Genomic DNA, 26,146 nt, shown 5'->3' with positions numbered 1-26,146 from the left:
CTTCCACCGAGCGTGCCAGCCGCTGGTCGGCCACGTCGGTGGCGAGCGATCCGACCCAGCGCCGCGTAGCCGCTCAGCGTGGCGATCGGGCCATCCGGCTGTGCCGGTGCAAGACTGCGAACACCAGACCCGCGCCGAACGACAGGCCGACGAGATGGGCTTGCTCGATCCGGAATTCTCAGAACCTCCATCATCGGAAGATCTCGACACCCACCCTGCGCCACGCACCAGTCCAGCCCGTCAGCCAGGCCCTTGGCACCATCTGCGAAGAGCCCAGAAACCGCCACGCCATCAGGTCGGATGAGTCGTATGTGCGCAAGCCACCCTTCCAGCGGCACACTGAGCAGCGAACATCGCAAGGCCCCCGATCGTGAACTAGGTGTGAGAGCGCAATCCGTGACCCAGCAACGCATGATGCCAGATGGCCCAGAGTTGCTGACACTTGCCCGAACGCTACTCGGCCCAGCCCGGTTACTCACCGGTCATAAGCAGGATGCGGAGGATCTCGTTGCAGACACGATAGTAGCCATGCTGCCAAGGTGGTCTTCGATCAAAGGCAGCAAGACAGCCTACGCGCGACGCGCCCTTACGAACAGATTCATAGACGCATACCGAAGGAAAGCACGAGAGCCCGACCACCGTCAAATAAGCCTATTCATCACACCAGACCCTGCCGACCAGGTAATTCTTAGTGCCGACCTCCAAAATCTGATCAAGGACCTGTCTGAACAGAGCAGGCAGGTTCTCGTGATGCGGTACCTCCTTGACCAATCGTCGTCCGATGTCGCTGCTACCCTCGGCATACCCGCAGGTACTGTCCGACGAATAGCACACCAGACACTGCGGCAGCTTGCCAATAGGCTGTACCCACTCGATCCCTTTCCGAGATAAGGAGGCGCCTTGTGCTCACCCCAAGAGAGCGTCGTACACGTGATCAGATTCGTAATAGTTTCGGAGACGAAGAGCTGTCGCCAGAACTGTGTGTGCGAATCGAAGGCGCAATAGTCGAAAGCGCGCGCTCGACACCTCGTCGCGTGCGTTCCAACCGGCGCTTCGGCCCGTTCGCCATACTCGCGGTCATTGCGCTGGTCGTTGGCCTGATCGTGATTGCACAGGTTTTCCACAGCGAAGGCACGGATCGCGTTGCTTCCCACAGCAACACCCAACGTCCCGTGCCCATCCCAGGCTCGTGCGGCACGCAATGGACTACGGAGACGGGTACTCCCGGCCTACTGAATACTGTCAATTGGCCTGCAACTCTCAGCTTATCTGCCTCGACTACCGTGACGGTCAGATTGACTAACCGGTCAAACGGACTTCTCGTCGGGAGTAGTAGATGGACGATCGTCGTCACGGACCAGGCTGACAGGATCGTTGCAACCTTCGCAGACGAGCAACTGACTCTTAAACGAGAGGTTCAGCTCGAGCCCGGTGCATCCGAGACAACCAAGGCCAAGATGGGACCCGTCCAAACGGCGTGCGACTCCTACGCACCACCCAAGCCCGGGACGTACCGTATCAGCGCAATCGCAACTCTCGGTGCTCATTGGGCAACTAGTGTCCCTGTAGATATCAGCGTCATCCCTTAGTCGCTGGTCCGTCACAGCGATCTTGGCGGCTACTTCATGCGATGTTCAGGTTCACATTTAGGCTACTCAGAGCAGCAGGAAGAGATCTATACAAGATGCTGCCGTAGCAGTTGGCCCCATTCATTTGTCGCGCGACCACAGACGCACCGCGCTCGGCGACAATTCCATATGCTCGGCCAGCGACGTAAACCGGCCCGCCACTGTCGCCCTCGCAGGCAACCGAGTAGTAGCCATCGTCATTCCCAGGGAAATCAATCTTCCCGAAACCGGTCTATCCGTCTCGAGGGTTGGTATACCCAACTTGCTGCAGGACTCCGCATCCGGTTCCGCCATTCGCCCCCGACTTGCAGATGTAGTGACCCACCAGAGCTCCGCTCGTAGAGGCATTTGGCGCCAAGTCGTAAGTCTCGTTTCGCGTGGTGGGGTAAGGACCGATGCTCACCGCCACGAACAGGTAGTTCCCCCCGAAAGAGGCTCCATTGGTTACGGAAACGAGACCGTCGTCGCGGGTACTGGTCGAGAACCAGTTGTGGACTACGCCGATAGTGTAGGAACCACCGCTTGGCGTGAAACCCTTAATAGTGGCCCCTGCCCCGCCTTCGTCGTGCAGGCAGTGCCCTGCAGTCAGAATGTAGGGCTTCCCGTCAGAATTACTCCGCACATTGAAGCCCAGGGTACAGACACGAGTGTTTCCGATGTCTACACCGCCGCGCGTGGGTGGTTGACACCTCATCGGAACCGAAGCGGTCGGAATTGAGCATGCGAGCTCTTCTTCGCGCGGATCACTTTCGCGACCCTCCGAACCTTCGAACGACACGGCGGTGCCGTACGATTCCGCCAGGGCATTCTGTATCGTATTTCGTTCAGCTGCGGTCTTATATAGAGCTACTCCAACTGTATTGGTCCAAATGTCTACAGAGGTGGTCACTCCGACGACTGGAGACAGAGCAGCGTCAATCTTGCGGCTGATGCCTGCTAGTTCGATTAAGCCGTGTTGGACGAGATCGACCTCAAATGGAATATCGTCCGGCATTCCGGATGCTATTGCATCCGTCATCAAATCGATCCGCTTCGTGCTGAGAAAGTGCACAGTGCCGTCACCTTGCTGCGAGATAAATGCACCCGCGAAAGTATCCGGAAACGACAGCAAGAGCGACTGTGTCAGGTCCTCGACCTTGTACTGATTTGCGATCCGATACTCGGCAACCCGATTGGAATGGACTGTACATGAGCCATCGCAACTGCAGCTGGGTCGACCCTCGTCTCGTCGGCGCTGGCATCGTTGTCTCGAGAACTGGCTTCGGCTGAGACTGCTGGAGGCACCAGGACGGCGGCAGCAAGTGTCAAGGCGAGCCCGCACATCGCCGCTCGGTAGAGTTTGCCCAACTCCGGCTCCTGAATTCGGCTGTCGATTTGAGGGTGACGATAGCGCGCGCGTCCCCGTCAGTCCATAACCCGATCAGAATCGGATCTGCCTGGTCATCGCCATGCTTGCGAACCAGCCCCGCCGCCTGTTACAACTCCCCGCCCCTGTCGGGCGTTCGGAACCGAGAGGCTCACTCTCTTAGATCGTCGGCCGCTTGGCCCGAGGCTTCCGCTGGACCGACCATGGCTGACCCGACACGCGCCATGGAACGCCTGATCACCGCCGCGATCCGTCAGCCGACAGCATCTGCCTGACCAGCCGGGCCTGGTGTTGATCGACACCTGGATCCCCAATACGCCCCTGCGCGGGTCTTCCAGCAGGTCGCCGGCCCGATCCAGGAGCACCCCGATCGGCATCGGTGTGTGTAGACCGACCTTGGGTCAATGCCGAGGGGCGCGTCCTGAAGGGACGCTGTCACGGCAGCGTCAGTGCCCGCCGGCCAGCAGGTCGAGGGCGGCCTGCTTCTCCCGCTCGAAGCGGGCGACGACGTTGTGCTGGATGTTGGGTGGGCTGCTCGGGAAGTGCGCCCGGCCGTCGTCCCGGCCCCGCTCGTCGTACATCGCGGTGACCAGGTCAGCATCCGACATCGCCGCGACGTCCTTGCCGGCCAGCGCGTGCGTCATCACCCCGACGCTGAACCCGCGGTGCTGTACCGCCATCGACCACATCGCCTCGGCGACCACCGGGGATCGCCCCTGCAGGCTGAACCCGGGGACGGCCGCCTCCACCGAACGCACCACCGGCTGGTAGTGGGTCTGCGCGATGAAGTCGTACTGGGACTTGCCGAATCCCTCGGGATCTGCCTGCGCGAGCGCCTGCCATTCGGTCTTGAAGGCGGCCGACCCGGGCGTCAAACCCTTCAGCTCGGCGGCGATCGCCGGGTCGTGGGCGGCCGCCCACTTCACGTATTCCGGCATCGTCGGCGTGGAGATCTGGAACGTCCCGTACGACACTCCACCCGGATCGTCGATCCCGGTCGAGACGGTGTCGAGGCGCCCGTTCGACTCCTCCGCTGCGGACAGCGCACCGCTCGGGTGCCCATACCGGTCCTCGACCGCGGCCGACATCGGGGCCGGCTGGGCCGACGACTCCGGCGGGGCCGGCGGGGCCGGCGGGGCCGGTTGGGCAGACGGGGCTGACGACTCCGACGACTCCGTCGGGGCCGACGGAGCCGGCCCGGCTCCCGAGGAGGCGACCGGCGCGGCCGGCGCGGAACCGGCGGCTCCGCTGGCCGCATCCTGCTCGGCCGCCTGGGCCACCAGGTCCTTCGCGGCCAGCAGCATCGCGGCCGAAACCCTGGTCAGCGCCGGTTCGCACGAAGCGTCCCACTGGCCGGCGAACCGGTCCCGGTCAGGCCCGTACCAGGCCGTCGCCGTCAGCTGGGCGGTGGTCCGGCGGCCGATCTCGCCGAGAGTCTGCGCGCCCTGGGTGATCTGCCGGCCGAGTGCCCTGAGCTGATCGGGGTTCGCACCGAGAAATTCAGCACTACGGGATCCGGTCATGCCGATCAGCGTGCGACAACCGTCACTCTGCCGGCAATCCGGTCGGGCCGGAACCTTCCTCTCCGACCACGTGCCGCACGACCACCGGCCGCGCGTTCGACCGGCCGGATCAGCAGCCGGCCGGTGCTCGTGGCACCATGAGTCGCGGCCGACCGATCGTGCCGCTCGCCATCGAAGACCGAAGGAGGGACCGTGGCAACTCCCGGCACCCCGCACCCTGACCTGTCCAAGCGCCACGACATCCCGCTGGTCGCGGAGCGTGACGTGGACCGGACGGCGTCGATCGGCACCCTGGTCAAGGACGCGTCGACGCAGATGTCGACCCTGGTCAGGGCCGAGATCGAGCTGGCAAAGACCGAGATCACCCAGTCCGTGAAGCAGGGCGCGATCGGTGGGGTGTTCTTCGTGGCCGCCGGCGCCATCGGGCTGTTCTCGTTGTTCTTCTTCTGGCTGATGGTCGGCGAGATCCTGGACATCTGGCTGCCGCGTTGGCTCGCCTTCGTCATCGTGTTCGTGGTGATGCTGCTGATGGCGGGTGCGTGCGTGTTCCTCGGCATCAAGAAGGTCAAGAAGGTCAAGAAGCCGGAACGGACGATCGCCAGCCTCGATCAGACGAAACAGTCACTGACCGAGGCGGTCAAGCAGCACGACGGCGCAGCCTGAGCTGTCTGTCCGCCGCGGCTTTATGGGCGGCCGCCGCCCGGCGCAGATGGGTGCGATGACGCAATACCAGTGCGACGCCGCAGCCGCCGAGGACGACGGCGATCAGCAGCAGGACCAGCAGCGCAGTCGTCATCTATTCACGATACGCCGAGCGGTCCGACCCGTCAGCCGTGCGGGACGCAGGCTCCGGTGGGCTCCGCCGTCGCATCGGTCTTGCCCGCCTCCAGCACCTGCCGGACCTGCTCGCCGGTGAGCGCGTAGCCGATACCGGCCACGTCCGGCGCGGTGCCGAAGACCACTCCGATCACGGTCCCGTCCGGGTTCAACAACGGGCCGCCGGAGTTGCCCGGCTGCACCACGGCGCGCAACGTGTACACCTCGCGCTGCACCGTGCTGGCGCCGTAGATGTCCGGTCCGCGCAGCTGGAAGCGGGTGGCGATCCTGGCCGGCTCCACGGAGAACGGTCCGTTCAGCGGGTAACCAGCGACGATCGCGTCCGACCCGATCTCCACCGGCGCCGGGTCGAAGGGCAGCGCCGGTAGGCCCAATCCGGGAACCTGCAGTACGGCCAGGTCGGTCTCCGGGTCGTAGAGCACCACCTGCGCCGGCAGCCACCCGTTGCCCGACTGGATCTTCGCGGTGGCCGAACCGGCGACCACGTGGGCGTTGGTCAGCACCCGGTCGTCGGCGATCACGAACCCGGTGCCTTCCATGCCGCGGCTGCACTGCGGCGCGTCGGCCATCACCTTGAGGATCGATCCGCGGGCCGCCTGCACTGCGGCGTTGCCGGCCAGTGCCGAGTCCGGCGCCGGCACGTTGTCGGTCGGGGTGCGACCGAGCGGTGCCAGGATGGTCGGCAGCCCCGAGTCACTCAGCGCGGCGCCCAGCGCCGACGAGATCTGCTGCGCCTGGCTCGGCATCGCCGCGTCGATCTTGTTCAGCAGCATCGACGAGCGCACCGCCGACGACAACCACGGGATCGGCGCCGCGCCCAGCGGTACCGCGATCATCCAGGTCACCAGCAGCACGGCCAGGGTGTGTCCGACGAAGCCGAGGACCCGGTCCACCACCACCGCCGGTTGCCAGGTCACCCGGCGGGACAGCGACCGGCCCAGCCAGGAGCCGCCGAGTTCGCCGAGACCGACCCCGACCACCGCGCAGGCCACTCCGATGGCGACCTTGGCGCCGGAGTCGACCAGCTGGTCCATCAGCAACGGGGCCAGCCGGAGCGCGATGATCGCGCCGGCGACGGCGCCGACCAGCGACAGCCCGGCGACGATCAGACCCTGGCGCAGGCCGGAGACCGCCGCCCAGATCAGGAGCACGATGATGATCGCGTCGACGAAGGTCATCGGTCGGCATTCCGTAGCGACTCGAGCGCCGATGCGGCCGCATCGTGCGGCGGCAATGTCAGGTCGCGGCCCGGTGTCCACGGCCGGCTCCAGCCGCCGAACTCGAGCACCGCGTCGAGCAGGATGCCGGTGAACCCCCAGACCACCATGGAATCCACCTCGAACGCCGGCCCCCTCGCACCGCTCGACAGCGTCACGGACCCGCGGCGGTGCGGGTCGATGAGAGTGGCGATCGGGATCCTGGCCACGGCGCTGGTCTCCGCCGGGTCGACCACGGCGATCGGACCAGGGGTACGCCAGTAGCCGATCACCGGCACCACCCGATTCCCGGAGAACCCCAGATGCAATTCGGTGACCTGCAGCAAAGGCAGCACCGACGCCGGGTCGAGGCCCGTCTCCTCGGTCGCCTCGCGCAGCGCGGTGGCCACCGGATCCTCCCCCGGCTCGGCGTGCCCACCGGGAAACGCGGGCTGGCCGCCGTGCGCGCGCAGGCCGGCCGCCCGCTCGGTCAACAACACGTCGGGCCCGGATCCGTCAGCCCCATCGGAGAGCAGAATCAGCACGGCACTGGACCGGCCGTCGTCTTTCGCCGCGACCAGGCCTGACAGCGGCGGCGGGAACGGCCGGTGCGTCACCGCCTCGATCAGCGGGTGCAGCCACGACGGTGCGGTGTCCGCACCGGGCAGCTCGATCCCGGCCGGCCCCGCAGGATCGGTCACCCGAGACCGTCCAAGCCGACCAGCTTGAGCAGCCTGGGGCGCTCGGCGCCGACCACCAGCGCAGCGGCCGCCGCCGGTTCGGTGGGCCCGGTGCCGTAGGACGGGCACAGCGATGCCAGGTAGCAGGCACCGCAGGCCGGCTTCTTGGCATGGCAGACCCGGCGACCGTGGTAGATCGCCCGGTTCGAGAACGGGGTCCACTCGGCCTTCGGCAACTGTTCGGCCAGCTCGGCCTCCACCTTCACCGGGTCGGTGTGCTCCGTCAGCCCCCACCGTCGGGCCAGCCGGCCCAGGTGGGTGTCGACGGTGATGCCGGGCTTGCCGAAAGCATTGCCCAGCACCACGTTCGCCGTCTTCCGGCCGATCCCGGGGAGCGTCACCAGGTCCTCGAGGGTGTCCGGGAGCACCCCGCCGAAGCGCTCGACCACTGCCTGCCCCAACCCGATCACCGCTGTCGTCTTGTTGCGGAAGAACCCGGTCGACTTGATCAGGGTCTCCAGCTCCGCCCGGTCGGCGCCCGCGTAGGCGGCGGCATCCGGGTACCGGGCGAACAGCGCCGGGGTCACCAGATTGACCCTGGCGTCGGTGCTCTGGGCGGACAGCACGGTGGCGACCGCCAACTCCAGTGGCGTGCCGAAGTCGAGTTCACAGGGCGCCTCGGGAAACTCGACCGCCAGCTCCGCGGCGATCCGGCGAGCCCGCCGGGTCCTGGCCAGCGGCGTCGCCGGCGCCGTCGCCTTCTTGATCGGCGTCCGCCGGGTTGCTGTTCCTGCCATGCCAGCTAGGTTGCCACAGCCGCCTGAGCCGCCCCCACGGGTTGACCCGGACTGCACGCGCCCACGACCGCCCCTTGTCAGCTGCGGCGGCTCCGACGGTGCACAATGAGGTCGCTATGACCGTCTTCCTGGTGTTACTGATCCCACTGCTGCTGATGATCTTCGCGCTGCTGATGGAACGCGTCGAGCACCGGCTGCGGACGGCCACCATGACCGAGGACGAGGTCGAGGAGTTCCTGGAGTCGGCCCAGCCGGACGAGGTGAACACGTTCATCCGCGAGGGCTGGACCAGGGCGTTGTCGCTGTTCCGGCTGCGCCGTCGGCCGCGGCCGACGCAGCATGCGGACCCGGTTCCGGCCGAGCCGCAGCACTGATCCGGATATCCCGGGCGCATTCCGGCTCGACCGGGACCGGAGCACCGCCTGTTGCAGGTTCGTCGCGCGATTCTGCGCGCCCAACGGCAAGCACGACCGGCGGGTTTGCCTAGACTGTGACCCACACCTCGGAGCTGTCGCCGCCAGGCACCGCTCCGGGGTCCGTCGGGTCACGGCGGATCAGCTCGAACGGCCATGCGGCCGAACTACAGGAGGACCAGGTGGAGGAGAACCTCGCCAAGGCCGGCATCTTCCAGGGTGTCGACCCGGATGCGGCGCTCGCCCTCGGCTCGCAGCTCGAGACGGTGGAGTATCCGCGGGGCAGTGCGATCTTCACCGAGGGCGAGTTGAGCGACCGGCTCTACGTGATCCTGTCCGGCAAGGTGAAGCTCGGCCGGCACTCCCCCGACGGCCGGGAGAACCTGCTCGCGGTGATGGGCACGTCCGACATGTTCGGCGAGCTGAGCGTGTTCGACCCTGGTCCCCGCACCTCGACGGCGACCGCCGTCACAGATGTCCGGCTGGCCACCATGGACCGGGCGAATCTGCGCGAGTGGATCTCCCGCCGGCCGGAGATCGCCGAGCAGCTGCTGCGGGTGCTGGCGCGTCGACTGCGCCGGACCAACAACAACCTGGCCGACCTGATCTTCACCGACGTGCCCGGCCGGGTGGCCAAGGCGCTGCTGCAGCTGGCCCGCCAGTTCGGCCAGCAGGAGCAGGGCGAACTTCGGGTGACGCACGACCTCACCCAGGAAGAGCTGGCCCAGCTGGTCGGTGCGTCGCGGGAGACCGTCAACAAGGCGCTGGCCGACTTCGGCCACCGCGGCTGGCTGCGGCTGGAGGGCAAGTCCGTCGTCATTCTCGATCCCGAACGGCTGTCCCGCCGCGCCCGCTGACGACCGTTGCTGACGAACCGCAGGTCATGCTGATCCGCGATGCCCGCCCCTGGGGCGGCGACCCGAGCGACATCACCGTCACCGACGGGCTGATCTCCGCGATTGCGCCGAGTTCCTCGGCCGGAGCCAGGAACGTCGACGTGGTCGAGGGTCGAGACCGGATCCTGCTGCCCTCGTTCTCCGACGCCCACATTCACCTGGATTCGAATCGACTCGGCCTGCCGTTCCGGCCGCACACCGCCGGCACCGCCGACGCGCCGGCCTCCCTGCGCCAGCTGATCGACAACGATCGCGCGAACTGGCGGGCAGCGGAGACTTCGATGGCCGAACGGACGGGCACCGCGCTCGGCCTGGCGATCGCCCGCGGCGGCACCCGGTTCCGGTCCTACGCGCAGGTCGACGCCGACTGCGGGCTGGAGCGGCTGGAGGCGGTGCTGGCCGCGAAGCAGCAGCACCGGGATCGGGCCGAGGTCACGGTGATGGCATTCCCGCAGGCCGGCATCCTGCTCGAGCCGGGAGTGCCGGCGCTGCTCAAGCAGGCACTGCGATCCGGCGCCGACGTGATCGGTGGGCTGGATCCGTGCGGCCTCGACCGGGATCCGGTCCGGCACCTGGATGTGGTCTTCGGGCTGGCCGAGAAGTACCAGGTGCCGGTCGACATCCATCTGCACGAACGGGGCACGCTCGGCGCGTTCACCATCGAGCTGATCGCCGAGCGCACCGCCGCGCTGGGTATGCAGGGCCGGGTGACGCTCTCGCACGCCTTCGCGCTGGGCACCAGCAACGACGACGCCACCGTCGGCGCATTGATCGAACTGCTGGCCGCGCAGGACATCTCGGTGGCCACGGTCGCGCCGTCCGGCAGCGGGGTACTGCCGATCCGCCGGCTCACCGAGGCGGGGGTACGGGTCGGGCTCGGCCAGGACGGGATGCGCGACTACTGGTCGCCGTACGGCAACGCCGACCTGCTGGACCGGACCTGGCAGCTCGCGTTCACCCAGGGCTTCCGGCCGGACGAGCTGATCGAGTACTGCGTCGCGGTGGCCACCGTCGGCGGCCGGTCGGTGATCGATCCGTCGGCCCCGCGGGTCACCTCGATCGCGGACCGCCCCGGGCTGACGATCGGCGACCCGGCGGACCTGGTGCTGGTGCCGGGCGACTCGGTGACGGCAGCTTTGATGGATCGGGGCACCGACCGGACGGTGATCAGGGCGGGCACGGTGGTCGCCGACCGGCTCGAGCTGCTGCCGGCCGGCTGAACACCTCGGCGCCCGGCAGCGCGGTTCAGGCCTGCGGGTCGCCGCCCGTCTCCTTCCATTTGCGCGGACCGGTGCTGCCGGCCGGGTAGCTGTCCAGCGGCACCTTGTCGGCCTTCCAGGCCCTGAGCACCGGCGCGACCACCCGCCAGCAGTCGACCGCCGAGTCGCCGCGGACGGCCAGCCCGGGATCGTTGTCCAGCACCCCGGCGAGCACCTCGCCGTAGGCCGAGAGCTCGCCGGGCCCGAAGTCGACGACCATCTCGTGCGGGTCGAGCTCCATCGGGTCGCCGGGGCCGTTGACGTTGATCTGCAGCCGCATCTGATCCGGACCGAACCCGATGTGCAGGCGCTCCGGTTGCGGTGAGCCGTGGAATCCGTCGGGCAGCCGCGGGGCCGGCTTGAAGGTGATGACCGCCTCCTTGCGCCTGGTGCTGAGTGCCTTGCCGCTGCGCAGGGTGATCGGCACGCCCGCCCAGCGCCAGGTGTTGACCTCCACCGTCATCTCGGCGAGCGTCTCGGTCTTGCGGGCCGGGTCGACGCCCGGCGAGGCGGCGTAGCCGGCGAGTTTTCGCCGGCCGATCCGGCCGGCGGTGTACCGGGCGCGGCGGCTGGAGCCGACCGGGTCGTCGGCCCACACCCTGGTGGCCCGCAGGATCTCCGCCTTCCGGTCCCGCAGGTCCCCGGCCGTCAGCGTCGGCGGCGCCTCCATCGTCAGCAGGGTCATGATCTGCAGCAGGTGCGACTGGATCATGTCGACCAGCGCGCCGGCGCCGTCGTAGTAGCCGGCCCTGCTCTCCAGGCCGAGGTCCTCGTCGAAGACGATCTCCATCTTCGCCACGTGCAGGTTGTTCAACACCGGTTCGAACAGCCGGTTGGCGAACCGGAAACCGAGCAGGTTCAACACCGTCGACTTGCCGAGGAAGTGGTCGATCCGGAAGACGTTCTCCTCCGGCACCAGCCGCAGCACCAGCTCGTTCAGCTTGGCGGCGCTGGCCGCGTCGGTGCCGAACGGCTTCTCCATCACCAGCCGGGTGTCCCGAGGTAGGTCGACCTTCGTCAGCGCCTGGCAGGCCAGCGCCGTCACCGCCGGGGGCAGTGCGAAGAAGATGGACACCGGGCCGACCGCCTTGTCCAGCAACATCTTCAGCTGCTCGGGATCCGTCACGTCGGCCTGCGTGTAGCTGGTGTCGGCGAGCGCCTTGGTCACCAGGGCGCCCTTGGCGTGCTGGGTGGCGAAGGCGTCGGTGACCCGCTTGTGCCACTTCGCCTGGGTCCAGGGCTCCATCCCGCTGCCGAGCAGCAGCAGGTCCCTGCCGCGGTCGCAGGCCAGCAGCCCGCCCACCCCGGGCAGCAGTAGCCGGCCGGTGAGGTCGCCACTGGCGCCGAGGATCAGCAGGGTCTGCCGGTCGCCGCCGCGGGGACCCGACGACGCGGTGCCGCGGCCGGTGGTCTTCTTCACGCTGCGCTGTGCCATCCGTTCAGCCTGCCAGCCGCGGCGGCCGGGCGCAGGTCAGGCCGGTCCGAGGTGCTCGGCGTTCCGGCGCAACCGGCTGACGGTCACCGACATGGTCACCACCGTGGGTTCCGGCAGGGCCGCCACTGCGGCGGCGATCTGCTCGGCGGACCGATGCCGGGCGGTCGGGCCCATCGCGACCAGGGCACGCAGGTCGGCGGGTGAGAGCCGCAGCTGCGCCGTCACCGCGGTGGCGGCGACCAGCTCGAAACCGGGCCGCCAACCGACGGCCACCGACGCCGCCTTGCCGGCGTCGATGTCCAGCATTCCCAGCGGGCCGCGGATCTCGGCCAGGTGGCCGGGCTCGGGGGTGACGACGACGGCGATCCCGCCAGGTCGCAGCACCCGGGCTAGCTCCGCGACGTCGCGTGGGGCGAAGATCACCAGCAGGGTGTCGATCGCCCGCGAGCGGATCGGCAGCGGCGCCCAGGCGTCGGCCAGCACCGACGCCACGCGCGGGTGCGCCTTGGCCGCCCGGCGGGCGGCATACCTGGACGAATCCAGCGCGATGCCGACCTGCGGTTCGGTGTGGGCCAGGTAGTACGCGGTTCCGGCGCCGATCTCCAGCACTGCGCCGGGCCGCTCCGGTGTCCGGTCGCGCCGGACCGCGTCGCGGACGGCCTCGGCGATCGCCGCGTAGTGCCCGCCGCCGAGGAACTCTGCCCTGGCCGCCACCATCGCGGCGTCGTCGCCGGTGTCGGTCCGCGACCGGCCGCCGAGCAGCGGCAGGTAGCCCTGCCTGGCCAGGTCGAACCGGTGTCCCTGTGGGCAGCCGACGGTGCCGGGGTCGACACCGGCGAGGGCCGCGCCGCAGTGCGGGCACGCCAGTAGCGGCAGCGCCGGCCCGAGCGCCCCTGGCTCGGTCACTACTGTTGGTTCCGCAGGTATTCCAGTTGCGCGGCAACGGATTTCATCGCCGCGAAGCGCACCTGCGCCGGCGTGTCTGTATACACCGCGTCGACCACCTGGTCGATGGTCGCATCGGCGCCGAGCCGGCGCAGCACCTCGCGGATCTGTTCGAGGCGCAGCAGCCGGTGGTCCCGGTACTCCCGACAGGTCTGTTCCAGGCTCGCCAACTGCGGGCCGTGCGCGGGCAGCACCCTGGCGGCGCCGTAGCCCTGCAGTCGATCCAGCGATCGCAGGTAGTCGGCCACGCTGCCGTCCGGATGCGCGATCACCGTGGTGCCCCGGCCCAGGATGGTGTCGCCGGTCAGCATGCTGCCGCCCGGGCCGTCGTCCGGCAGCAGGAAGCTGACCGAGTCGTCGGTGTGGCCGGGGGTCGGCACCGCCTCGATCACCACCCCGGCGGACTCAATCCGTTCCGGGCCGGCCAGTGGTGTGCCGCCGCCGTGGCAGTGCACCGGGTCGGCGGCCCGCACCGGTGCGCCGGTCAGCTCGTGCAGCCGGGCGGCCCCCTCGGTGTGGTCGGGGTGCCGGTGGGTGATCAGGATCAGCTGCACGTCGCGGGCCGCACCGAGCGCCGACAGATGACGTTCGTCGGCCGGACCGGGATCGACGATCACCGCACCGGCGCCCCGCCGGCCGATCACGTAGGAGTTGGTGCCCTCCAGCGTCATCGGGCCGGGATTGGGCGCCAGCACGGTGCGGGTCAACTCGGTGGTCGCGGTCGGGGGAACCGGCGGCAATGCCATCTGATCTCTCCTCGGTGCTGATCTCTCCGCGGTGCGGTCTCGGCCGGGTTCGGGCTCGGCCCGGTTCGGCGGTCGATGCCACGTTGACACCTCCCCGCCTTGACGGACGGGGATTCGAGAGCCACTCGGCCGGTAGTCGGGTTGGTTGTCATGCTGCCACTCCGTCGTCCCGGTCTCCCGTGGTTCTTCCTGCTTCATCGACAGATGCCAGCGTTGTCAGCTGGTCTTCTCCCGTCTCCAACAGCCCCGGAGGGCCGTCCGCGTGAGCGGCAGGCGTTTTTAGACTCCGGCTGTCCACCGGCGTCGTCGGTTGAGTGCTCGCGGATGCGAGTAGACGCAATCCCTCGGTGAGGATGTTGCGGGCGGCATTCACATCACGGTCGTGAGCGACACCGCATTCGACACAGGTCCAGTGACGGACCCGGAGTTCTCCTCGACCTTTGGGGCCGGTGATCTGCCGGCAGGACGAGCAAGTCTGGGTGGAGGGGTAGTACCGGCCGACCTTCACCACGGTCCGGCCCTGTCGGGTGGCCTTCTCGGTGATCAGCCGCAGGAACTGGCCCATCGCCTGGTCGTGAACGGACCTGGCCAGATTCGATCTGGCCATCCCCGTGATGTTCAGGTCCTCGACGGCGATCACGTCGTGGCCGGCGATGATCTTCGCCGCCTGCCGGTGGGCATGATCCAGGCGGGTTTGCCTGACCTTGCGGTGCAGGACGGCGACCCGTTGCTTGGCCTTGCCGCGGTTCTTCGAACCCTTCTCCTTACGAGACAGCGCGCGCTGGGACCGAGCCAGGGCACGGGCCTTGCTGCGCAGGAACTTCGGGGTGTCGATCCGGGCGATGGCCTCCTGGCCGGTGGCGGTGTCGCTGGTCACAATGGTGGCGAAACTGGACAGCCCTGGGTCGATGCCGCACACCCGTCCCGCGGCCGGCGCCGCGTCCTCGGTGACCTCGACGACGAATGAGACGTAGGTGCGCCCATCGGCCTCGCGGATGACGGTCACGCTGGCCGGGGTAGATGGCAGCGGCCGGGACATCACAAGCTTGACGGGGCCGATCTTCGGCAGGCGCACGACAGCTTCCCGGTCCCCGGTTCGGGAGACGGCGAACCTGGCGTTGCGGGTGAAGCACGCGGACTGGCGTGAGTCGTGTCGGGATCGGAACTTCGGCGGCCCCATCTTCGGCCCCTGGCGTTCGCCCGTCAGGCCGGCGAAGAAGTTGCGGTATCCGCGATCAACGTCGGCGATGGCCTGCTGCAACGGCACCGCGCTGACCTCGGACAGGTATGCGCGTTCTGGTGTTGTCTTCGATCGAGTGAGGGCGGCGCTCAGTTCCGAGTATTTCAGGTACGGCTGGCCCGCCCGATAGGCGGCCCGCCGGGCTGCGATGGCGTCGTTGGCGGCGACCCGCACACACCCGAACAGCCGGCTCAGGGCGTGCCGCTGCTTGGCATCGGGATAGGCCCGATACCGATAGCGCAACACGGTCGATTCCACCCCCCGAGCATATTTTCAGCCACCGACACCGAACCCGCCCCGACCTGACTCGAAGCACCGATACGGGAACTGCGCGCCGACTTCGACTGCGAACTCGTCGAGTTCAATGGCGAAGGCGAACACGTACACCCGCTGATCAACTTCCCGCCGAAGGTCGCCCTGGCCCGACTGGTGAACTCCCTCAAAGGTGTGTCCAGCCGGCTGATGCGCAAGAGTCCCCTGGCCTGGCCCGGCGCCACAACCGCCAACAAACTCTGGTCCGGCTCCTACTTCGCCGGCGCTGCCGGCGGCGCACCACTGGACGCCCTTCGCACCTACATCGACAACCAGAACCCGCCCCAGCAAGCCTGCGTGGGCCTAAACGGTGATCCACCGCCGCCCCGAAGGACAACGCCCTCCCACCTGGCCCCGAGGTAGCGCCGGCCGTTCCGGGCCCGCCACGTACCCTGCGTTGATGGCAGACGTGCGGACGGTGGCGCAGGCGCAGCAGCTCTTCCACCCGGACGGGGTGTACCTGAACACGGCCACCGCCGGCCTGCCGCCGGATCCGTCCTGGGAGGCGTTGCAGGGTTCCTGGTCGAAGTTCCGGGCCGGCACCGCGCAGGGACCCGACTACGACGAGTGGGTGGAGTCGGCGCGCGGGCACTACGCCCGGCTGGCCGGGGTCGACGTGCAGCGGGTGGCGATCGGCAATCAGGCGTCGGTGTTCGTCGGCACGATTGCGGCTTCGCTGCCGGACGGCGCCGAGATCCTCACCGCCACCGGCGATTTCACCTCGGTGACCTTCCCGTTCCTGGCGCAGCAACGGCAGTCGCACCGGCGGTTCACCGTGCGTGAGGTGCCGCTGCCCGAACTGGCCGGGGCGGTCACACCGACCACCACCCTGGTGGCCGTCTCCGCGGTGCAGTCGGCGGACGGGGCGATCGCCGACCTGCCCGGGATCGCGGCGGCCTGCGCGGCCAACGACAGTCTGTCGTTGATCGACACCACCCAGTCGCTGGGCTGGTACCCGCTGCGGACCAACGACTTCGACGTCACGGTGACCAGCGGCTACAAGTGGCTGCTGGCGCCGCGCGGGACGGCGTTCATGACCATCCGGCCGGAGCTGATGGACCGGATCGTGCCGGTGGCTGCCGGCTGGTACGCCGGCGAGGAACGCTGGTCGTCGATCTACGGCAGCCCGCTCCGGCTGGCCTCCTCGGCCCGCCGCTACGACATCTCTCCCGCCTGGCACAGCTGGGTCGGCGCGGCCCCGTCCCTGGAGTTGTTGGCGGACATCGGATCCGCGGCCCTGCACGAGCATGCGGTGGGCCTGGCCAACGCGTTCCGCGCCGGCGTCGGTCTGCCGCCGGGCGAGTCGGCGATCGTCAGTCTGGACCTGCAGCCCGGGGCGGAGCAGCGGGTCGCCGATGCCCGCGTTACCGGGGCCATGCGAGCCGGCAAGCTGCGATTGTCGTTCCACCTCAACAACTCCGCTGACGATGTGGCAGCCGCCGTCGGAGCGTTGAGCGGCTGGATCAGCTTGTCATCGGCGGTACCGGCATCCCGAGAGCGCCGAACTCGTGGTCGCCGAACCTGACCACCACCGACTCCCCCTCGGCCGAGATCACCCGCGGCGAGGCGGGATGCACCCGGCGGTCGATCTGCAGCAGGTCGGTCGCGGATGGCAGGGCGGCCAGGTCGGAGAGCATCGCCACCGTCGGGGGCATCAGGGCGATCTCGCCTTTCCGGCCGGCATCCAACGCGTCCTGCGGCCGGACCCAGCGGCCGATCTCGGCCTCGGTGGTCAGCAACTGCGGCTCCGCGCCGGCCGGCGCGACGGCGGCCAGGAAGAAGGTGTCGTAGCGGCGGGGCTGACCGGGCGGCGTCACCCAGCGGGCCCAGGGCCGCAGCAGATCGGCCCGGATCGTGGCGCCCAGGGCCTCGATCCCGGTCCGGTGGCCGACGATCCCGCGCCGGAGGTCCTCGCGGACGGCCGGGTCGGTGGCCGCCGATCCCGGCGGCAGATCGGCGAGCAGCACCCCGGTCTCCTCGAACAGCTCGCGGACCGCGGCCGTCACCACCGCCGCCGCCAGTACGGAGTCGGCCGCGAACCGGTCGGCCCACCAGTCCGGTGCCGGGCCGGCCCAGTCCGGCGTCACCTGGTCGCGATCGTCGACCCCACCGCCGGGGAAGGCCGTCATCCCACCCGCGAACGCCATCGACGCCACCCGCTGCAACACGAAGACCTCGGGGCCGGCGGCTCCGTCGCGGAGCAGCATCACCGTCGCGGCCGGCCGGATCCGCACCGCCGGATCGGGCGGGCGCGGGTCGGCTGACATGCGATCACCGTACGCGGCAGCAGGTCGACCCGGCCGCGGCTATGGTCGGGACGTGACGACCGACGCCAGCACACCGTCAATACGGGCCGGCAGCGCGGGCTACGTCGACAGCGAGGTCGGCCGGCTGCGCACCGTCATGCTGCACCGGCCCGGCGCCGAACTGTCCCGGCTGACGCCCCGCAACAACGACCGGCTGCTGTTCGACGGGGTGCCGTGGGTGAGCCGGGCACAGGACGAGCACGACGCGTTCGCCGAGGCATTGCGGACCCGCGGCGTCACCGTCCATTACCTCACCGACCTGCTCACCGAGGCGTTGGAGTCCCCGGACGCCCGGAAACTGACCATCGCCGAGGTGCTCACCGATCCGCAGCTGGGCACCGATCTCGGCGACATCGTCGGCGCCCACCTGGAAACGCTGTCGCCGGCCGAGCTGACGTCGGCGCTGATCACCGGTATCTCCCGGACCGAGCTCGCCGACGGGGCCGGGCTGGCCTTCGCGTTGATGGCCGACCAGGACTTCGTGGTGCCGCCGCTGCCGAACGTGTTGTTCACCAGGGACTCTTCGGTCTGGGTCCGCGATCGGGTGGCCGTCACCTCGATGACCATGCCGGCCCGGCACCGGGAATCGACCTTGACCCATGCCATCTGGAGCCATCACCCGGAGTACGCCGGCACCGAGCACCTGTACAACGACGATCTCGAGCCGCTGGAAGGTGGCGACGTGCTGTTGCTCGGCCCGGGCGTCGTCGCCATCGGGGTCGGCGAGCGGACCGCCCCGGCCGGGGCCGAGCGGCTGTCCCGCAACATGTTCGAGGCCGGCTTGGCGCACACGGTGTTGGTGGTGCCGATCGCCCAGGACCGTGCCACCATGCACCTGGACACCGTCTGCACGATGGTCGACGTCGACGCGATGATCATCTATCCGAACGTCGCCGACACCCTCACCGCCTTCACCGTGACAGCACCCGACGGCGCCCAGACCCAGCTGCGGGTGAGCCGGCGCGAACCGTTCCTGCCCGCGGCCGCCGCGGCGCTGGGGATCGAGAAGATGCGCACCATTTCCACCGGCCTGGATCCGGTGACGGCCGAACGCGAACAGTGGGATGACGGCAACAACACCCTGTGCATCGCGCCCCGGGTCGCGGTGGCCTACGAGCGGAACCTGGTCACCAACGCGGCGTTGGAACGGGCCGGCATCGAGGTGATCCGGATCGCCGGATCCGAACTCGGCAGCGGCCGCGGCGGCCCCCGGTGCATGTCCTGCCCGATTAAGCGCGACCCCGGCTGACGGCCACCGGCATGGGCGAGCGTTCGGAGGTGCGGCTGCCTCCGCAGGGCGGATTGCCGCCGGTGGACGTCGGGACCGGCGAGGTGGTGGAGATCGCCTGTGACGAATCCGGGTTCTCGGGGCGAAACCTGCTGGATCCGTCGATCCCGGTGATCACCCACGCGAGCGTCGATCTGCGGGTGGACGAGGCTGCCGAACTGATCGCCGCGGTACGGTCCGCCCTGCGGAGCGCACCGGGCGAACTCAAGTCCCGGCAACTCCTTCGCGGCCGAAGGGCGGACCAGGTGCTCGCGATGCTGCTGACGGCGCTGTCCGGCCGGGCACACGTTCACGTCGTCGAGAAGGAGTACTACCTCGTCACCCGGATCGTCGACCTGTTCATGGCCGAGCCGACCTACGCCTCCGGCACCCGGCTCACCCAGCAGCAGCGTCCGGCCGCACTCGCGCTGTACCGGGCCCGGGGCTCGGCCGGTCCCGACTGGAATACCTTCCTGGCGACCTTTGTCGAGCTGGTCCGGACCAAACGACGGCGGGAGCCGGATCGCCGGGCCCTTGACCGGTTCTTCCAGGCGCGGGACGCGCTGCTCGCCGGCGGCATCGGGCCGCCGGCCGCGGGTGTCCTTGAGGAGCTGCTCCCCGGCCGGGTATTGGCCGTCGTGTCCCGGATGACCCACGACGACCGGTCGATCCCGCCACCGTTGGAGCCGGTGCTGCCGGCGTTGGCCGAGACGGTCATGTTCTGGAGTGCTGGGCACCGGTCGGTAGTGGTGATCCACGACGAGCAGAGCGCCCTCACCCCCGACCGGCTGACGCGGCTGAAGCAGGTGCTGGCGGAGAGTCGCGGACCGGCGGCCGGGACGGAACCGGGCCGGCCGACGCGGCCGGCGATGTCACCGTTGGCCGGTCTGGTGACGGTCGACTCCCGGGACGATCCCCGGGTCCAGGTCGCCGACCTGCTGGCCGGGGTGGCCAGGCACGCGGAAGAGTCCGGTGACGACGGACCTCTGCAGCCCTTCGTCTCCCCCACCTCCCTGCGCGACCGCGCCCGTTCCGGCTGACAATCCGCCGCCCCGGCGGGTCCTCCCCAGGGCAGTCGTCCCCAGCGGCTCGCCAGATCACCTCTTGACAACGATGTCAGACGACGGTGAACTACCGGGACCAGGAGCGGGCAAGGGAGCCGGCTCGGGCACCGGGAGGAACCACCCATGCACCGTCGTCCGTCACGCCGTCCCAGTCTCGCGCTGGTCGCCGGAGTCGCCGCCGCACTGGCCCTGAGCCTGCCCGCCCAGGCGGCGGCCGCGACCCCCGCCGTCCTGGTCGCCGCGGGGAGCACCACCGCGACGGCCGCTCCGGTGACCGACCCGGCGAGTGACGTCGACCCGCTGGTCGGCACCGCCAACGCGGGCAACACCTTCCCCGGCGCGGTCGCCCCGTTCGGCATGCTCAGCTTCTCCCCCGGCCAGTCCCGCTACTACGGGCCGACGTCCGGCGCGAACGCCGGCAAGGGCACCGTCCGCTGGGCCTCACCCAGCGGATACCAGTACGGCACGGACTTCATCACCGGCTTCTCGCTGACCCACCTGTCCGGCGCCGGGTGCAACGGCGCCGGCGGCGACGTGCCGATCATGCCTATCACCCAGGACGTCACCGGCTCGCCGACGCTGCCGGCCGGCGGCATCTCCACCGCCTACTCCAGCACCTTCTCGCACGATCAGGAGCAGGCATCGCCCGGCTCCTACCGGGTCACGCTGGACTCCGGCGTCACCGCGTCGCTGGCCGCCACCGCCCGCACCGGCAGCGCCAGATTCGCCTTCCCCGCCGACAAGCCCGCCGGTCTGCTGATCCGCGGTTCGGACTCGATCGCCGGCAGCTCGGACGCGGCCGTCACCATCGATCCCGCTGCCCGCACCGTCTCCGGCTCGGTGACCAGCGGCAACTTCTGCGGCCCGTACACCGGCGACGGCATCCTGCAGCACAGCTACTACACCCTGCATTACACGATCGCCTTCGATGCGCCGTTCGCCGCGGTCGGCACCTGGAAGGACGGGACGGTCAGCAGCGGCAGCACCTCAGCGCGAGGCGGCACCGGCTACACCGGCGGACTGAACCCGGATGGCGGCACGGCCAACGGATATGCGCCGGCCGGCAAGGGATCCGGCGGCTACCTGATGTTCGCCCCTGGTTCAACGGTGAACGCCAGGGTCGGCATCTCCTACGTCTCGGACGCGAACGCGACAGCCAATCTGCAGGCCGAGAATCCGGCCGGCCGCACCCTCGAGCAGGTCACCGCGGCCACCAAACGGGACTGGAACGCCGAGCTCGGCCGGATCACCGTCGGCGGCGGCACCGACAACGAGCGCAGCACCTTCTATACCGCGCTCTACCATGCGCTGTTGCACCCGAACCTGGTGAGCGACGTGAATCGCCAGTACCCCGGCTTCGACGGCCGGGCACACCTGCTCCCCGCCGACCAGCAGGCGCAGTACACCACCTTCTCCGGCTGGGACGTCTACCGCTCGCAGGTGCAACTGCTGACGCTGTTGGATCCGCGGCGCGGCAGCGACATCGCCGCATCGCTGCTCAACCAGGCCGACCAGAACGGCGGCGTCTGGGACCGCTGGACGCACGTCACCGGCGGCACCCATGTGATGGTCGGCGATCCGTCGGCCGCCGCGTTGGCCGGCATCCTGGCCTTCGGCGGCACCGACTTCCCGATCCGGCGCGCCTTCGACTCCCTCGCCACGGCGGCCAGAGTGCCGACCCAGCAGGACTATTCGAGTGCCGGCTGGAACGTCGCGGTGATCGGACAACGCCCGTCGCTCGATCAGTTCCTGAGCCACGACTTCTACCCCGAGGGCTGCAACGCCTGGGGTTGCCCGAACGAGACGCTGGAGATGGCGGCGGCCGACTACGGGCTGGCCACCATCGCGAAGTACCTCAAGGACAAGAAGTCGTACACCGAGTTCGTCACCCGGTCACAGTCCTGGCAGAACCAGTTCAACCCGGACGCCACCGACGGCGGCGGCTACATCCAGAGCCGGATGGCCAGTGGCAGTTGGGTTTCCGGCTTCGACCCCGGCTCCTCGTCCGGCTTCGTCGAGGGCACCGGCGCCCAGTACACCTGGATGGTGCAGCACAACCCGGCCGGCCTGATCGACGCGATGGGCGGCAACGACGCCGTGAACGCCCGGCTCGACAGCTTCTTCAAGGACGCCGACGGCAACTGGGTGCTGATCGGCCCCTGGGACGGCACCACCCACGCCAACATGGACAACGAGCCGTCGATCGGCGCCGCCTGGCTCTACAACTACGCCGGCACCCCCTGGAAGACCCAGGAGACGGTGCGGCAGACCATCTCCCAGCTCTGGCTGGACACCAAGGACGGCGTTCCCGGCGGACCGGACGGGATCCCTGGCAACGACGATCTCGGCGAAATGAGCTCCTGGCTGGTGTTCGCCGCGATGGGCCTGTACCCGGAGAATCCGTCGTCTGCCGACCTGACGATGGCGGCGCCGCTGTTCCCGTCGATCACCGTCACCCGCAGCACCGGCAAGAGGCTGCAGATCACTGCGCCGGCCGCCGCACTGGACGCCCAGTACATCGACAAGCTGAAGGTCAACGGTGCGACCAGCAGCAAGACCTACCTGTCGGCCGCCGCGCTCAGAAAGAACACCACCGTCGACCTCACCCTGACCACCACACCGAATACCGCCCGCGGTACCCGTCCGGCCGACGCGTCGCCATCCAACCGCGACGGCGAGAAGCCTTACACGGCCAGCATTTCCTCGCCGGCCACCACCGCGGTGCCCGGCGGGCTGAGTAAGGAGGTCACGCTGGACGTGGTCCGGCTCACCAGCAAGGCACCGAAGAAGGTCACCTACACGGTGACGGCCGGCGACGGTCTGACGCCGATCCTCCCGACCTCGTCGATCACCATCGGGGCTGACGGCAGAGCCTCGGTGCCGATCGTGTTGCGGGCCGACAAGAACACCCCACTTGGCAGCCACACCGTCACCGTGCACTACGCGGTCGGCAAGACCGATCTCGGATCGCTGACCTTCACCGTGCTGGTGGCGAAGCCGGCAAAGACCCTGCTGTCCACCAGCTTCGAACCGGGCCAGCCCCAACCGGCCGGCAGCGTCCGGCTGGATTCCACCGGCTTCGGCGAGTACTGCTGCGGGATCGGCGGCACCGAATCCAAGGCCCAGGGCGGCGATGCCAACACCGGTACCTGGGCGACCATCTACTCGGCCCGCGCGGTGACGGCCGGCAATCACGCCGACAACGTGCTGCTGTCCGGCGGGCAGACCGGGCAGCGAGTCGCCGCCGGCGACGTGTTCTCCTACGCAGTGCGGCCGCAAGCCACCGGCGGCCCGTTCGGCGACTACGTGCAGAACGCGAGTCAGTACGTGGCCGTCGATCTGCTGTTCACCGACGGGACCAGGCTGTCCGACAGCGGCGCGCTGGCCTCCAATGGCGCCACTCTCGAACCGGAGCAGCAGGGCGGGGCGCTGACGCCGGATACCTGGACCACGGTGCAGGTATCGATCCCGGCGCAGGCGGCCGGTAAGACCGTCGACAAGGTGCTGCTGGCCTTCGGCACCGGCGACGTGGTCGCCACCGCCGGCCATTCGGACGGCTACCTGCGCGGCTGGATCGACGACGTGTCGATCACCCATCCGCTACCGGCTCTCACCGTCACCGCGCCGGCCGATGCCGCCGCCGTCAGGGGCCAGGAGTTTACCGGCACGCTGGCGTCGTTCACCGGCGGGAACGGCGCCGCTGCCGGCGATTTCACCGCGAGCATCGACTGGGGCGATCGCAGCGCGGCCTCGGTCGGCACCATTGCCGCCGTCGACGACGGCTCGTACACGGTGACCGGCAGCCACACGTATTCGAAGCTCGGTGAGTTCACCGCCACCGTCTCGGTCACCGACACCGATGGCGTCACCGAGTCGGCACCGCTCACGGTACGGGTCACCAAGGCCTCCCAGCGGGACCTGCCGACTCTCACCGTCAGTCGGCAGACGGCCCTTCGGGCCGGCGAGATCACCGTCAGCGGCGGTGGTTTCACCCCCGGCGAGCAGGTGCGGATCGCGGTGGATGCGGCCGGCGCCACGGCGGTGACGGCCACCGCCGGCGCCGACGGCGCCGTGCAGGCGACGGTGCCGGTCCCGAGGTCGGCGGCCGACTACGACACCGTCACCGCGTTCGGCGTCATCTCCGCGTCGCCGGCGGTCGGCGGCATGACGGTGACCGGCTGACGGCTACCGGACCTGCCGGGACGGTTCGGTTCCCGGCGGGTCCGTAGAGTGCCGCCATGGCTGCAAGCAACGATGCGTTGGGGATCGGGCTGCTGGGATTTCGTCAGGCCGTGGCCGAACGGGACTTGGGCGTTGAGGGCATTCACATAGCCCGGGAAGGCCACGATCCAGTGGCCTTTCGGTGGGTTTCCGACGATCGGCGCGAGGTCTACTCGGTGTCCAAGACCTTCACGTCGGTGGCGGTCGGCATCGCGCAGGCCGAAGGGCTGCTCGAACTGGACGACCGGGTGCTGTCGCATCTTCCGCAGTTCGCCGACGCCGCCGCCAGTGGCGTGCAGGAGATGACGATCCGTCATCTGCTGACGATGACGGCCGGGATCGATTACCGATGGGATGATCCCGACTTCGACCATCCGGGCGATCCGGCCGAGGACTTCCTGTCGACCGCACCACATGCCGCGCCCGGGAGTTGGTTTGCCTACCGGGGCACGAACTCGTACCTGCTCAGTCGCATCATCGCCGCCGCCAGCGGCCAGGACATGCGCGACTTCCTGATGCCGCGACTGTTCACCCCGTTGCAGATCGGGAATCCGCAGTGGCTGCGGTGTCCGTTGGGATATTCGATGGGCGCACTTGGCCTGCAACTGCGGACCGAGGAGATCGCGCGACTAGGCATCACCCTGCTGCACAGAGGTGCCCACCAGGGCCGGCAACTCGTGCCCGCCGAGTACGTCGACCTGATGCACGGCCCGTCCATTGCTTCCGACCTTGAGGGCGTCGAGGGTTCCTACGGCCTGCACTGCTGGCACTGCGCGCGAGATGACGCGTGGCGGATGGACGGCCTGTACGGCCAGTTCTGCGTCATCTTTCCGCACCAGCGCGCGTGTGTCAGCGTGACCTCGCACTACGAGAGGCCGACGGTCGACATCCTCGACGCGATCTGGGACGAGATCGTTCCCCACCTGTAGGCAATAGCCGCAGGCCGACGCTCGGCGCCGACCCCTGGCCGGTTCAGGCGTGGGAACTGAGCTGGAATACCACTTTTCCTGCGACGCGCCGGCCACGCAGCGCATCGACTGCCTCGTCGAAGCGCTCCCAGGAGCCGCGCCAACCGATCTCAGGCACCACTGCACCCTCTGCGACCAGCCGTACCAACTGGGCAAGGTCGGCGGCGGCGTCGAATTCATTGACGTAGGACGTGAGCGTCTTGGGTGGGCCAACGGTCGCGTAGGGAGGGAAGACGGCCGGCTCCGCCGAAGTCCACCCGATCGATTGCAGACTGCCGCCGGCAGCAAGGAGTTCCCAGGCCCTGACCAACTGGCGACCACCGACCGTCTCCACGACGATGTCGACGGGTTCGTTGATCCCCGCCATGCCCTCCACCACCTCGTCTGCGCCAGCGTCGGCGAGGCCGTCGCCGCGCGCCGGAGAGCCGACCGAAGCAACGACGTACGCCCCGGCCAGTGCGGCCAGTGTCACGGCGTACCGTCCCACTCCACCCGAGGCACCCGTCACCAACACCCGCTTGCCGGGTCCGACCCCGGCGGAGCGCAGCGAGCGGAGCGCGGCCAGGCCCGCCGTCGGCAATGCTGCTGCCTCGGCAAGTCCGACACCGTCCGGAACCTCGGCCACTGCCGAAACGTCGACGGCGACCCGTTCCGCGAACGCGCCGTCCGCAAAGAGGACGACGCGGCTGCGCCGCGGCGGCCCCGACCCGTCCGTTGCGCCCCGCAGGACGATCCCGGCCGCGTCCAGACCCAGCGGCGCGCCGACCGGCACGCGTCCCGAACGGGCGTTGTTCAGGTCCGCGTAGTTCAAGGCCGCGTACTGCACTCCGACGAGTATCTGATGCGGGCCGGCAACCGGGGTGGCTACCTCCCCGAAGCCAATGTTCGAGTCCGCGGACGGGTCGACGATCAGTGCGCGGGTCGAGGTCGACGTCTCGGCTCGCTCGGTCCCCGGCTCCGCCGGTACATCCCGGTAGTTCGCCACCCCATCAACCTAAGCCAGTGCCGGCCAACAACAACGGGCGGACGGCTCGCCGTTAAGATGCC

At 69.0% G+C, this 26,146-nt stretch carries 21 protein-coding genes and 1 pseudogene; 11 read left to right on the top strand and 11 right to left on the bottom strand.

Annotation, left to right across the window (positions count from 1 at the left end; genetic code table 11):
* Positions 1-300: 300 nt before the first annotated feature.
* Positions 301-891, top strand: a complete 591-nt coding sequence (locus K340_RS37550; protein WP_084614444.1) for a sigma-70 family RNA polymerase sigma factor — start codon at positions 301-303, stop codon at positions 889-891.
* 2,549 nt (positions 892-3,440) lie between these two features.
* On the opposite strand, the gene K340_RS0113955 is transcribed toward K340_RS37550, so the two are convergent.
* The gene (locus K340_RS0113955) at positions 3,441-4,517 is read right to left on the bottom strand and encodes a VgrG-related protein (RefSeq protein ID WP_029137169.1); all 1,077 of its coding nucleotides are present in this window, start codon (positions 4,515-4,517) and stop codon (positions 3,441-3,443) included.
* 192 nt (positions 4,518-4,709) lie between these two features.
* On the opposite strand from K340_RS0113955, the gene K340_RS30050 reads away from it, so the two are divergent.
* Positions 4,710-5,180 (top strand): phage holin family protein, encoded by a 471-nt coding sequence (locus K340_RS30050; protein ID WP_051266281.1) that lies wholly within the window; start codon positions 4,710-4,712, stop codon positions 5,178-5,180.
* Here the strand turns inward: K340_RS30050 and K340_RS35930 are convergent.
* Genes K340_RS35930 through nth form a run of 4 tightly spaced genes read right to left on the bottom strand, consistent with a single transcriptional unit; the run spans position 5,155 to position 8,027 of the window.
* Entirely contained in the window at positions 5,155-5,313 is a 159-nt protein-coding gene (locus K340_RS35930) for a hypothetical protein (protein ID WP_154674259.1), read from the bottom strand. The genes K340_RS30050 and K340_RS35930 overlap by 26 nt on opposite strands.
* A gap of 31 nt (positions 5,314-5,344) precedes the next feature.
* Positions 5,345-6,532: a MarP family serine protease gene (locus K340_RS0113945; RefSeq protein ID WP_029137168.1), complete on the bottom strand. Its 1,188-nt coding sequence runs from the start codon at positions 6,530-6,532 to the stop codon at positions 5,345-5,347.
* The gene (locus tag K340_RS30045; protein WP_084614442.1) at positions 6,529-7,251 is read right to left on the bottom strand and encodes an NUDIX hydrolase; all 723 of its coding nucleotides are present in this window, start codon (positions 7,249-7,251) and stop codon (positions 6,529-6,531) included. Before K340_RS30045 ends, K340_RS0113945 begins: the two co-directional genes overlap by 4 nt.
* Positions 7,248-8,027: an endonuclease III gene (nth, locus tag K340_RS30040; RefSeq protein WP_084614441.1), complete on the bottom strand. Its 780-nt coding sequence runs from the start codon at positions 8,025-8,027 to the stop codon at positions 7,248-7,250. Before nth ends, K340_RS30045 begins: the two co-directional genes overlap by 4 nt.
* A 116-nt stretch (positions 8,028-8,143) precedes the next feature.
* Here nth and K340_RS0113930 point away from each other — a divergent pair, with 116 nt between their 5' ends.
* From K340_RS0113930 to K340_RS0113920, 3 genes are all read left to right on the top strand, one after another.
* Positions 8,144-8,401, top strand: coding sequence for a hypothetical protein (locus K340_RS0113930; protein ID WP_029137167.1), 258 nt, complete (start codon positions 8,144-8,146; stop codon positions 8,399-8,401).
* A 221-nt stretch (positions 8,402-8,622) separates the two neighbouring features.
* On the top strand, positions 8,623-9,297 hold the full coding sequence (locus tag K340_RS0113925) for a Crp/Fnr family transcriptional regulator (protein ID WP_029137166.1): 675 nt from the start codon (positions 8,623-8,625) through the stop codon (positions 9,295-9,297).
* Between the two features lie 26 nt (positions 9,298-9,323).
* Positions 9,324-10,556 (top strand): amidohydrolase, encoded by a 1,233-nt coding sequence (locus tag K340_RS0113920; RefSeq protein WP_029137165.1) that lies wholly within the window; start codon positions 9,324-9,326, stop codon positions 10,554-10,556.
* 25 nt (positions 10,557-10,581) lie between these two features.
* Here the strand turns inward: K340_RS0113920 and K340_RS30035 are convergent, their stop codons facing one another.
* The 4 genes from K340_RS30035 to K340_RS30030 all read right to left on the bottom strand — a co-directional run bounded on the left by K340_RS30035 (position 10,582) and on the right by K340_RS30030 (position 15,219).
* The gene (locus K340_RS30035) at positions 10,582-12,030 is read right to left on the bottom strand and encodes a glucose-6-phosphate dehydrogenase (RefSeq protein ID WP_051266278.1); all 1,449 of its coding nucleotides are present in this window, start codon (positions 12,028-12,030) and stop codon (positions 10,582-10,584) included.
* A 36-nt stretch (positions 12,031-12,066) separates the two neighbouring features.
* On the bottom strand, positions 12,067-12,936 hold the full coding sequence (locus K340_RS0113910) for a putative RNA methyltransferase (RefSeq protein WP_211229433.1): 870 nt from the start codon (positions 12,934-12,936) through the stop codon (positions 12,067-12,069).
* Complete coding sequence (locus K340_RS0113905) at positions 12,936-13,721, bottom strand: MBL fold metallo-hydrolase (RefSeq protein WP_029137163.1); 786 nt, start codon at positions 13,719-13,721, stop codon at positions 12,936-12,938. The genes K340_RS0113910 and K340_RS0113905 overlap by 1 nt, the downstream gene beginning before the upstream one ends.
* A 148-nt stretch (positions 13,722-13,869) precedes the next feature.
* Positions 13,870-15,219, bottom strand: a complete 1,350-nt coding sequence (locus K340_RS30030; protein ID WP_211229432.1) for an RNA-guided endonuclease InsQ/TnpB family protein — start codon at positions 15,217-15,219, stop codon at positions 13,870-13,872.
* A gap of 48 nt (positions 15,220-15,267) precedes the next feature.
* On the opposite strand from K340_RS30030, the pseudogene tnpA reads away from it, so the two are divergent.
* Both tnpA and K340_RS30025 read left to right on the top strand, forming a co-directional pair.
* Positions 15,268-15,558, top strand: a pseudogene (gene tnpA, locus K340_RS37545) (IS200/IS605 family transposase); the annotation flags it as partial.
* A 115-nt stretch (positions 15,559-15,673) separates the two neighbouring features.
* Entirely contained in the window at positions 15,674-16,798 is a 1,125-nt protein-coding gene (locus tag K340_RS30025) for an aminotransferase class V-fold PLP-dependent enzyme (protein ID WP_051266275.1), read from the top strand.
* Here K340_RS30025 and K340_RS30020 read toward each other — a convergent pair.
* Positions 16,737-17,540, bottom strand: a complete 804-nt coding sequence (locus K340_RS30020; RefSeq protein ID WP_051266273.1) for an NUDIX hydrolase — start codon at positions 17,538-17,540, stop codon at positions 16,737-16,739. The two genes, K340_RS30025 and K340_RS30020, sit on opposite strands and share 62 nt — an antisense overlap.
* 52 nt (positions 17,541-17,592) lie before the next feature.
* Between K340_RS30020 and K340_RS0113880 the strand changes: the two genes are divergently transcribed.
* The 4 genes from K340_RS0113880 (at position 17,593) to K340_RS0113865 (ending at position 25,060) form a co-directional block, all read left to right on the top strand.
* A complete protein-coding gene (locus K340_RS0113880; protein ID WP_211229431.1) occupies positions 17,593-18,828 on the top strand; it encodes an arginine deiminase in 1,236 nt (411 codons plus the stop codon).
* Positions 18,829-18,839: 11 nt separating this feature from the next.
* Complete coding sequence (locus K340_RS0113875) at positions 18,840-19,886, top strand: hypothetical protein (protein ID WP_029137161.1); 1,047 nt, start codon at positions 18,840-18,842, stop codon at positions 19,884-19,886.
* A gap of 147 nt (positions 19,887-20,033) precedes the next feature.
* A complete protein-coding gene (locus K340_RS30015) occupies positions 20,034-24,092 on the top strand; it encodes a GH92 family glycosyl hydrolase (protein ID WP_051266270.1) in 4,059 nt (1,352 codons plus the stop codon).
* A 56-nt stretch (positions 24,093-24,148) separates the two neighbouring features.
* The gene (locus K340_RS0113865) at positions 24,149-25,060 is read left to right on the top strand and encodes a serine hydrolase domain-containing protein (protein ID WP_029137160.1); all 912 of its coding nucleotides are present in this window, start codon (positions 24,149-24,151) and stop codon (positions 25,058-25,060) included.
* A 43-nt stretch (positions 25,061-25,103) separates the two neighbouring features.
* Here K340_RS0113865 and K340_RS0113860 read toward each other — a convergent pair whose 3' ends face one another.
* A complete protein-coding gene (locus K340_RS0113860) occupies positions 25,104-26,084 on the bottom strand; it encodes a zinc-binding dehydrogenase (RefSeq protein ID WP_211229430.1) in 981 nt (326 codons plus the stop codon).
* Between the last annotated feature and the right edge of the window lie 62 nt (positions 26,085-26,146).

Source organism: Nakamurella lactea DSM 19367 (assembly GCF_000426645.1).
Classification (GTDB): domain Bacteria; phylum Actinomycetota; class Actinomycetes; order Mycobacteriales; family Nakamurellaceae; genus Nakamurella; species Nakamurella lactea.
The sequence above is the reverse complement of the archived record's forward strand: the minus strand, read 5'-3'. Positions and strand labels throughout refer to the sequence as shown.